At 67.0% G+C, this 9,340-nt stretch carries 8 protein-coding genes; 3 read left to right on the top strand and 5 right to left on the bottom strand.

The features are described from left to right. Positions 1-86: 86 nt before the first annotated feature. The 4 genes from WA317_RS04505 to WA317_RS04490 are packed head-to-tail and all read right to left on the bottom strand — an operon-like array spanning position 87 to position 5,084. A complete protein-coding gene (locus tag WA317_RS04505) occupies positions 87-1,697 on the bottom strand; it encodes a dipeptide ABC transporter ATP-binding protein (protein WP_425171904.1) in 1,611 nt (536 codons plus the stop codon). Then, positions 1,684-2,571 carry an ABC transporter permease gene (locus WA317_RS04500; RefSeq protein WP_425171903.1) on the bottom strand — a complete coding sequence of 296 codons (888 nt, stop codon included), beginning with the start codon at positions 2,569-2,571 and terminating at the stop codon, positions 1,684-1,686. Before WA317_RS04500 ends, WA317_RS04505 begins: the two co-directional genes overlap by 14 nt. After that, positions 2,564-3,490: an ABC transporter permease gene (locus tag WA317_RS04495; RefSeq protein WP_425171902.1), complete on the bottom strand. Its 927-nt coding sequence runs from the start codon at positions 3,488-3,490 to the stop codon at positions 2,564-2,566. The genes WA317_RS04500 and WA317_RS04495 overlap by 8 nt, the downstream gene beginning before the upstream one ends. 1 nt (position 3,491) lies before the next feature. Next, positions 3,492-5,084, bottom strand: a complete 1,593-nt coding sequence (locus WA317_RS04490) for a peptide ABC transporter substrate-binding protein (RefSeq protein ID WP_425171901.1) — start codon at positions 5,082-5,084, stop codon at positions 3,492-3,494. Between the two features lie 91 nt (positions 5,085-5,175). On the opposite strand from WA317_RS04490, the gene acs reads away from it, so the two are divergent. Then, positions 5,176-7,143 (top strand): acetate--CoA ligase, encoded by a 1,968-nt coding sequence (gene acs / locus WA317_RS04485; protein ID WP_425171900.1) that lies wholly within the window; start codon positions 5,176-5,178, stop codon positions 7,141-7,143. Positions 7,144-7,161: 18 nt separating this feature from the next. Here the strand turns inward: acs and WA317_RS04480 are convergent, their stop codons facing one another. Beyond that, positions 7,162-7,854: a S1 family peptidase gene (locus tag WA317_RS04480; RefSeq protein WP_425171899.1), complete on the bottom strand. Its 693-nt coding sequence runs from the start codon at positions 7,852-7,854 to the stop codon at positions 7,162-7,164. 182 nt (positions 7,855-8,036) lie between these two features. On the opposite strand from WA317_RS04480, the gene WA317_RS04475 reads away from it, so the two are divergent. Both WA317_RS04475 and WA317_RS04470 read left to right on the top strand, forming a co-directional pair. After that, positions 8,037-8,579 (top strand): phage holin family protein, encoded by a 543-nt coding sequence (locus WA317_RS04475; protein WP_425171898.1) that lies wholly within the window; start codon positions 8,037-8,039, stop codon positions 8,577-8,579. Beyond that, positions 8,580-9,340, top strand: a 761-nt coding sequence (locus WA317_RS04470) for an alpha/beta fold hydrolase (protein WP_425171897.1), incomplete at its 3' end; no start/stop codon positions are given. It abuts the gene before it with no gap.

Below are 9,340 nucleotides of genomic sequence, written 5' to 3'. Positions count from 1 at the left end.
CTCCGGCGCGAGGAGGAGCCGGGCAATTCCACCCAGCCCGGCGACGATGCGCGCCCTCAGGCGCGAGGAGGAGCCGGGCAGTGGACCTAGCCGGGACTCCCGCCAGGGACAGCGTCCAGCAGTTGGCGGGTGTAGTCCTGACGGGGGTCAGCGAATACCTGCGCGACGGTGCCGTGCTCAACCAACCGCCCGGCACGCATCACCAGAACCTCATCGGCGATCCGGCGTATCACTGCCAGGTCATGACTGATGAACAGGTAGCTCAACCCGAGTCGCGCCTGCAGGTGCGACAGCAACTCCAGGATCTGGGTCTGCACTACGACGTCGAGCGCAGAGACCGCCTCATCACAGACCAGCACCTCGGGACGCAGCGCCAGGGCCCGCGCTATCGCGACGCGCTGGCGCTGCCCGCCGGAGAGTTCGCGCGGCAGCCGGCCCAGCACCGACGACGGCAATGCCACCTGGTCGGCCAGCTCACTCACCGCCCGCCGGCGCTCCCGGCGGTCACCGACCCGGTGGATGCGCAGCGGCTCCTCGATGGCGCGGAACACAGAGTACATGGGATCCAGGCTGCTGTAGGGATTCTGAAACACCGGCTGAACCCGACGGCGAAAGGCGAACGCCTGGTGCCTGTCGAGCGCCGCGATGTCTTGGCCGTCGAAAAGTACTGTGCCCGACGTGGGCGGCAAGAGACCGAGCACCATCCGGGCCAGCGTCGACTTTCCCGATCCGGACTCACCGGCGATCGCCAGAGTGGTTCCCCGGCGTAGCCGGAAGGACACCTCGTCGACCGCGCGGAACTCCGGCCGCCGCCACGGCGCCCCGCGAGACTGCCGGTAAACCTTGGTCAAGCCGGTGGCGGTGATCACGTCATCGGTGCCTACCCGGCCGTGGTCGCGTGCCAGTGCGCCGAATGTCGCCAATGACGGAACGGCGGCCACCAGCTCGCGCGTGTAGTCATGTCGTGGATTGTGCAGAATGGCCTGCGCTGCGCCCGATTCGACGACCACGCCGTTGCGCATGACGACCACACGCCCGGCCCGTTCGGCGGCCAGGGCGAGGTCGTGCGTGATCAGCAGTACCGCGGTTCCCAGTTCACCGGCAAGGCGCTGCAAATGGTCGAGCACCTGCCGCTGGACCGTGACGTCGAGTGCGGAGGTCGGCTCGTCGGCGATCAGCAGGCGGGGTCGTCCGGCCAGTCCGATGGCGATGAGCACGCGCTGGCACATGCCGCCGGACAGCTGATGCGGGTAGCGCCTGGCCAAGGTCGCGGGGTCGGCCACCCCCGCCTCGGAGAGTAACTGCACAGATCGTCGGCGCACGTCGCCGGATCCGTTCGTGCGCAACGCCTCTCGGAGCTGAAACCCTGCCTTCCACACCGGGTTCAGGTTGGTCATCGGATCTTGCGGCACGTAACCGATGCCGTCACCGCGGATGGTGCTCATCCGGCGCGGGTCGGCCGAGGTGATGTCGACACCGTCGAAGACGATTCGGCCACCGGTGATTCGCCCACCCGGCGGCAGGAGTCCGAGAACCGCTGCGGCAGTGGTCGACTTTCCCGACCCGGACTCGCCGACCAGCGCCACGGTCTGGCCGCTGTGCACGGCGAGGTCGACGCCGCGAAGCACAGCCGCGCCGTCACCGAACGTGACCTGCAGCCCGTGCACCGCCAGCAGCGGCGCGTCAGATTCCGTCACGCTCGACAACCTGCGATGCCGGGTCCAGGGCGTCGCGCAACGCGTCGCCCATCATCATGAAGGCCAGCACCGTGATGCCGAGTGCACCAGCCGGATAGAACAGGATCGGTGAGCCGGCCCGCAACCGGGTCTGGCCCAGGTTGATGTCGCCGCCCCATGACACAACCGAGGGGGGCAAGCCCACCCCCAGATACGACAGGGTGGCTTCGGTGACGATGAAGATTCCCAAGGCGACGGTGGCCACCGCGATCACCGGGCCGGCGGCATTGGGCAGCACGTGCCGCAGCAGGGTCTGAAACCTGCTCATGCCCATAGCTTTCGCGGCCAGCACGTAGTCACTGCCCCGGACTTCGAGCACCGCGGCACGGGCAATTCTGGCCAGCTGGGGCCAGCCGAACAGCGCCAGGATCGCGATCACCGTCCACACTGTGCGCTCACGCATGACCTGCATGAGCACGATGGCCGCCAACAGCAGGGGTATCCCGAAGAAGACGTCGGCGACACGCGAGACCAGCGTGTCGAACCAGCCACCATAGAAGCCGGCCAAGGCGCCCAGCGCACCTCCTACGACGAACACGGCCAGGGTGGCACCCACCCCTACGGTGATCGACGCGCGGGCGCCGTAAATCGTGCGGGCATAGATGTCGTGGCCTTGCAGGTCGGTTCCGAACCAGTGCGCGGCGCTGGGCGCAAGCGAGCTCAGGTTCGGGTCGGCGTACGTCGGATCTGCCGCGGTGAACAAACCCGGGCACAATGCGACGAGACCGATGAACGTGATCAGCGTGGTGGCGATCAGGAATTTCGGCTGCCGGCGCAGGCTGCGCACCAATTCACCCCAGAAACCGTTGCGGCTCAACGGATCACCGTCAACCATAACGAATCCGAGGGTCCAGTGCCGCGTACAACAGGTCCACCACAAGGTTGGTGAGCAGGTAGACGACCACGAGCACCGTTACCACCGACACCACCGTCGGGGCCTCCTGCCGGGTGACCGCTTGATACAGCACACCACCGACACCGTGGATATTGAAGATGCCCTCGGTGACGATCGCTCCGCCCATCAGCGCACCGAAGTCGGCGCCGAGGAACGTCACCACGGGAATCAGCGAGTTACGCAGGATGTGCACGGCCACGACGCGCGGCCGTGACAGGCCTTTCGCGGTGGCAGTGCGCACATAGTCGGCATGCGCGTTGGCCGCGACCGCCGATCGGGTCAGCCGCACCACGTAAGCGAAGGACACTGAGCCGAGCACGATCCCGGGCAGTAACAGCCGTGCGAAGGTGGCCTGATCACCCACCGTGACCGGCGCGATGCCTAACCGCACTCCGAAGACGAACTGGGCCAGGAAGCCGAGTACGAAGATAGGTACCGCGATGATGGTCAGGCTTGCGGCCAGCACGCCCGCGTCGAAAATCCCACCCTGTCGCAGCCCGGCGGCCACGCCCAACCCGATGCCCAGCACAGCCTCGACCGTCAGTGCGATCAGCGTCAGCCGGAAGGTCACTGGAAACGCTTGTGCCACAACCTCTCTCACTGATAGCCCGGAGTATGCGCGACCGAAGTCACCGCGCAGGATGCCACCCAGGTAGCGCACGTACTGCAGCAGGAACGGGTCGTCGAGGTGGTACTGAGCGCGCAATTGTGCGGCTACCGCCGGAGTCACCGGCCGGTCCCCGCCGAGAGCGGCCACCGGGTCGTCGGGTAGCAGGAACACCATGCCGTAGATCAGCAGCGTCGCGCCGAGGAACACCGGAACCAGGACGGCGATGCGACGTGCGATGTACCAGCCCATGTCAGGCCTTCTCGATGCGCTCGTAGTCGGGCAAGCCGTTCCAGGTGATGACGACGTTGCTCACCGCCGGGGACCGCCCAGCGACGGAAACGGTGTACCACAGTGGAATGGTGGGCATGTCATGCAACAGCATTCGCTGCGCATCGTTGGTCAGGGCGTAGGACTGCGGCAACGTCGGTGCGGATGCGGCCCGGGCCAGCGCCGCGTCGAATGCCGGATTGGCGTAGCCGACGTTGTTGGACCCGGCGCCGGTGGTGAACAGCGGGTCCAAAAACTCCAGCATCGACGGGTAGTCACCCTGCCAGGAGCCGCGGAACGCCGTCAGGATGCTGTGATCGCTAACCTGGCTGTGGAACCAGGCGAAGGTCGGCTGCGGCGCGCCGACCGCGTCGATCCCCAAGATGTTCTTGATGCTGTTGGCCGCCGCGTCCACCCACTCCTGATTTCCGCCGTCGGCGTTGTAGGCGATGGCATACCGGCCGGTCCATTCCGAGATCGCGTCGGCCTGCTGCCACAACCGGCGCGCGCGGTCCGGGTCGAAGTTCAGCGCACTGCTGCCGTCGATGTCCGGGTCGAAGCCGGGCAGCGAGCTGGCGGTGAATTCCCGGGCGGGGGCACGGGCACCGATGAAGATCTGCCGGCAGATCTGCGGACGGTCGATGGCCGCCGACAAAGCGAGCCGGCGCAGCCTGCCTTCTTCACCGCCGAAGTGCGGCAGCCGCAGCGGGGTGTTGAGGGTGTGGTTCAACGCCACCGGCGCGGAAATCGCCCGCTCCCCCAAGTCGCCGCGGTAGACGGGCAGCACGCTGGGCGGAACTGTGTCCAGCACATCAAGATTGGCCGACAGCAGATCGGCGTAAGCGGTGTCGAGATTGGCATAGAAGACGAACCGCAGTGCCTTATTATGCGGGATCCGGTTGCCGTGATAACCGGGGTTGGCCACCAAGTCGATTTTGACGTTGTGCTGCCACGGGTTTCCATCGGCGAGTTTGTACGGGCCGTTGCCGATCGGGTGCGCGCCGAAGGCGGTCATGTCCCGGAACGCCGCCTCCGGCAACGGGTAGAACGGCGAAAACGCCAGTCTCAGTTTGAAGTCGATCGTCGGCGCCTTGAGCCGCACGGTGAATTCACGCTCGCTGATCACCTGCAGACCGGCCATGGCCCGGGCGGAAGGTGTGGCCGCGGACACCTCGTCGAAGCCGGCGATCGGGCTGAAGAAGCTTTGCTGCAGTTGGGCGTTGCCGGCCAACGCGCCGTAATTCCATGCGTCGACGAACGAGCGCGCGGTCACCGGCGAGCCGTCGCTGAACGTCCAACCGGGTTTGAGGGTGATCCGGTAGGTGACGTTGTCGGTGGTGTCGATGGTCTGAGCGACTTCCGGCGACGGAGTTCCGTGGGCGTCGTAGGACATCAGACCGGCGAACAACCGGTCGACGATGCGACCGCCGTAGCTGTCGTTGGTGTCGGTCGGAATCAGCGGGTTCTGCGGTTCACCGCCGTTGACGACGACTGCGCCGGTGCTCACGGCACCCCCGCAGCCGGTCAGCAGCGCGACGACCAACACGGCGACCACCGCGATAGCTGACCGGCGCATGACAGCGACACTAGGTGGCGCGACAGCCCGCTCGCCTTAACACCCGGTTAAGGCCGTGCCGTGCGCGTCGTCGTCTGGCTAGTGTCGGGGCGTGACCGAAACGCATACGCCGGCGCCCTCGTCGTACCCGCCGCCCGCCGAGTTCGCCGAGCAGGCGAATGCGACCACTGAGCTCTACCGCGAGGCCGAACAGGACAGGCTGGCGTTCTGGGCCAGCCAAGCTAACCGGCTGTCCTGGGCTACGCCGTTTTCCGAGGTGCTGGACTGGTCGCAGGCGCCGTTCGCCAAGTGGTTTTCCGGCGGCACCCTCAACGTCGCGCACAACTGCGTGGATCGTCACGTGCAAGCCGGCCACGGTGATCGTGTCGCGATCCATTGGGCGGGCGCGCCGGTCGGCGACCAGCGCACGCTGACCTATGCGGACTTGGAGTCAAACGTCTGCAAAGCCGCCAACGCACTGACCAGCCTCGGTCTGGTCGCCGGCGACCGCGTCGCGATCTACCTGCCGATGGTCCCGGAGGCCGTCGTGGCGATGCTGGCCTGCGCCCGGTTGGGCATCATGCACAGCGTGGTGTTCGCCGGCTTCACCGCGAACGCGCTGCGGGCGCGCATCGCCGACGCCCGGGCCAAGCTGCTGATCACCGCGGACGGACAGTTCCGGCGCGGCAAGGCGGTGTCGCTGAAGGACGCGGCGGACGACTCGGTGCAGCCGGACGCCGACGGCGACAGCCCTGTCGAGCACGTCCTAGTGGTGCGTCGCACCGGGATCGACGTGAATTGGACCGAGGGACGCGACCTGTGGTGGCACGACGTCGTCGACTCGGCGTCCGAAGAACACACCGCGGAGTCGTTCGACTCCGAGCACCCGCTGTTCTTGCTTTACACCTCGGGGACTACCGGCAAGCCCAAAGGCATCATGCACACCAGCGGCGGCTACCTGACCCAGGCTTCCTACACCCACCGCACGATCTTCGACATCAAACCGGAGACCGACGTGTTCTGGTGCACCGCCGACATCGGCTGGGTCACCGGGCACACCTACAGCGTCTACGGCCCCCTGGCCAACGGCGTCACGCAGGTGATCTACGAGGGAACCCCCGACTCACCCAGTCAGCACCGGCATTTCGAGATCATCGAGAAGTATTGCGTCACAACGTATTACTCCGCTCCGACCTTGATCAGGACGTTCATGAAGTGGGGGCGCGAGATTCCCGACGCGCATGACCTGTCCAGCTTGCGGCTGCTGGGCTCGGTGGGCGAACCGATCAATCCGCAAGCCTGGCGCTGGTATCGCAACGCCATCGGCGCCGGGCGCACCCCGATCGTCGACACTTGGTGGCAGACCGAGACCGGTGCCGCGATGATCTCCCCGCTGCCGGGCGTGACCACCACCAAACCGGGCTCGGCGATGACGCCGCTGCCGGGTATCTCAGCCAAAATCGTCGACGATGACGGCAACCAGCTGCAGCCCGGGCCGGACGGGGGGGAGCATGTGACCGGTTACCTGGTCATCGACCAGCCCTGGCCGGCGATGCTGCGGGGGATCTGGGGTGACCCGGACCGCTACCGCGACACCTATTGGTCCAGATTCGCCGAGCAAGGCTGGTATTTCGCCGGCGACGGCGCCCGTTACGACGCAGACGGCGCCATCTGGGTGGTAGGACGCATCGACGACGTGATGAACGTGTCCGGGCACCGGATCTCCACCGCCGAGGTGGAGTCGGCACTGGTCGGCCATTCCGGTGTGGCCGAGGCGGCCGTGGTCGGCGCCAGCGACGACACCACCGGTCAGGCCATCTGCGCGTTCGTGGTGCTACAGGCCGACCATGCCGACACCGTCGGCGACGAGATCCTCGACGAGCTGCGCGCCGAAGTGGCCCGCGAGATCTCACCGATCGCCCGGCCCCGTGAGGTGCATGTGGTGCCCGAACTGCCCAAGACGCGCAGCGGCAAGATCATGCGCAGGCTGTTGCGCGACGTCGCCGAGAACCGCGAATTAGGCGACACGTCCACGCTGCTCGACCCCGGCGTCTTTGACGCGATCCGCGCCGGCAAATAAGCCAGGACCGTGATCCGGTCAGGCCGGCACCGGCACGAACCCGGCGCCGGGACGATTCTTGGCCGCGACGTCGGCCAGCACCGCGTTCATCGACACCACCACCGCAGGCGTGTGCAGTGGGATGTATTTGACGACGCAGGCCGGCAGATTCTCGCTGAGAGCACCGTGAATCATCCCGACCAGCATGTTGTTGACGGTGACCGGCCCACCGGAGTCGCCGGGTTGTCCGCAGACCTGCATCACGATGGTGCCCGGGTCCTGGCCCGGTCCCCAGGTGACGCCACAGGAGTTCCCGGTGGTGCGGCCTTGCTTGCAGGCGACGTCGCCGACGGCCGGATCCGGACCGATGCCGTCGATAGCGAAGCCGCCGACGTTGGCCACCGGTGTCACCTTGGCGGGGTCGAACCGGATGACCGCATAGTCGAGGCCGTCGTTGCCGGCCACCATGGTGCCCACCGGTCCGCCGCCGACCCCTTCAGCGGCGACCGGAGCGCCCGGGCCGCCGCAGTGTGCGGAGGTGAAGCCGACCAGCGCGCCGGTGTTGTCGGTGCCGATGGTGGTCAGCGTGCAGAAGGTGTCGCCGTTGATGACGATGCCGGTACCGCCGCCGATAGGAGTCTTGTCGTCAGCGGACGCGGCCGCCAACTGCAGACCGGCGCAGCCGAGCAGCGCAGTCAGCATTGCCGTCACACACCGGTACACGGTCTGCAAATCAGCGCTCCTGTCGACGTGTCCGGCATCTGAGCCCGGCGAGGATGCGTTAGTTTACGTGACCCGGGCGGGTACCCGGTCCATCGTCGCAGTGTCGGCTGGCCTCGTGCGGCAATGCGGCACGTGGCAACATTTACCCGACGACACCGAACCGCCGGGTAGTCGAATTGGGAGGACCGTCTGTGAGCAAGGGTGATCGTAAGAACTCCGCCGGCAACGGCGACCGGCAAGACGGGGTGCCCAGCACGCTGACCTCCATCCCGCTGACCGATCCGCACGCCCTACCTGCTGAACCGTCGCTGGGTGATCTGGTCAAGGATGCGACAGCCCAGATGTCAACGCTGGTCCGCGCCGAAGTCGAGTTGGCACGCGCGGAGATCACCCGCGACGTCAAGAAGGGCTTGACCGGCAGCATCTTCTTCATCGCGGCGCTGGTCGTGCTGTTCTATTCCACCTTCTTTTTCTTCTTCTTCCTCGCCGAGCTGCTGCATTTGTGGATATGGCGGTGGGCGGCCTACCTGATCGTCTTCGGCATCATGGTCGTCGTCACCGCCGTGCTCGCCCTGTTCGGTTTTCTGAAAGTCCGCCGCATCCGCGGGCCGCGGCAGACCATCGCATCGGTCAGGGAGACCCGAACCGCGTTGACCCCCGGCCACGGCCCGGCCGGCCAGCAGGCACTCACCGCCACCCGCGGTGGGGTGCCCGCCGATCCCTCGGGCTGGTAGATGGCCCCACCCGACCCGTCGGTGACCCGCATCGACGGGCCATGGCGGCATCTGAACGTCCACGCCAACGGCATCCGGTTTCACGTCGTCGAAGCATCGGCCACCGATCCGGATGCCGGCACGCCGCCGACGGCGCGACCACTGGTGGTTTTGTTGCACGGCTTCGCGTCGTTCTGGTGGTCGTGGCGTCACCAGTTGCGTGGGCTGACCGGCGCCCGGGTGGTGGCGGTCGACCTGCGCGGCTACGGCGGCAGCGACAAGCCGCCCCGAGGCTACGACGGCTGGACACTGGCCGGGGACACCGCCGGGCTCATCCGCGCGCTTGGGCACTCGTCGGCCACCCTGGTCGGCCACGCCGACGGCGGACTGGTCTGCTGGGCCACCTCGGTGCTGCACCCGCGGCTGGTGCGGGCCATCGGGCTGGTCAGCTCCCCGCACCCGGCAGCCCTGCGCACATCGGCGCTGACCCGTCGCGACCAAAGCCGTGCGCTGTTGCCGTCGTTGCTGCGCTACCAGGTGCCGATATGGCCGGAACGCACGCTGACGAGATCCAACGCCGACGAGGTCGAGCGCCTGGTGCGAAGCCGCGCCTCCGCGAAATGGGCTGCTTCCGAGGACTTCTCCGAAACCATCGGCCATCTGCGTCAGGCGATGCAGATCCCGTCGGCAGTGCACTCGGCGCTGGAATACCAGCGTTGGGCGGTGCGCAGCCAGTTGCGGGATGAGGGCCGCCGGTTCATGCGGTCGATCAAACAACAGCT

Source organism: Mycobacterium sp., from assembly GCF_049802695.1.
Lineage (GTDB): Bacteria > Actinomycetota > Actinomycetes > Mycobacteriales > Mycobacteriaceae > Mycobacterium.
The sequence above is the reverse complement of the archived record's forward strand: the minus strand, read 5'-3'. Positions and strand labels throughout refer to the sequence as shown.

Coding starts and splice junctions, on each gene's coding strand:
- WA317_RS04500 (WP_425171903.1), bottom strand. CDS start 2,571: ATGGTTGACGGTGATCCGTTGAGCCGCAACGGTTTCTGGGGTGAATTG.
- WA317_RS04495 (WP_425171902.1), bottom strand. CDS start 3,490: ATGGGCTGGTACATCGCACGTCGCATCGCCGTCCTGGTTCCGGTGTTC.
- WA317_RS04490 (WP_425171901.1), bottom strand. CDS start 5,084: ATGCGCCGGTCAGCTATCGCGGTGGTCGCCGTGTTGGTCGTCGCGCTG.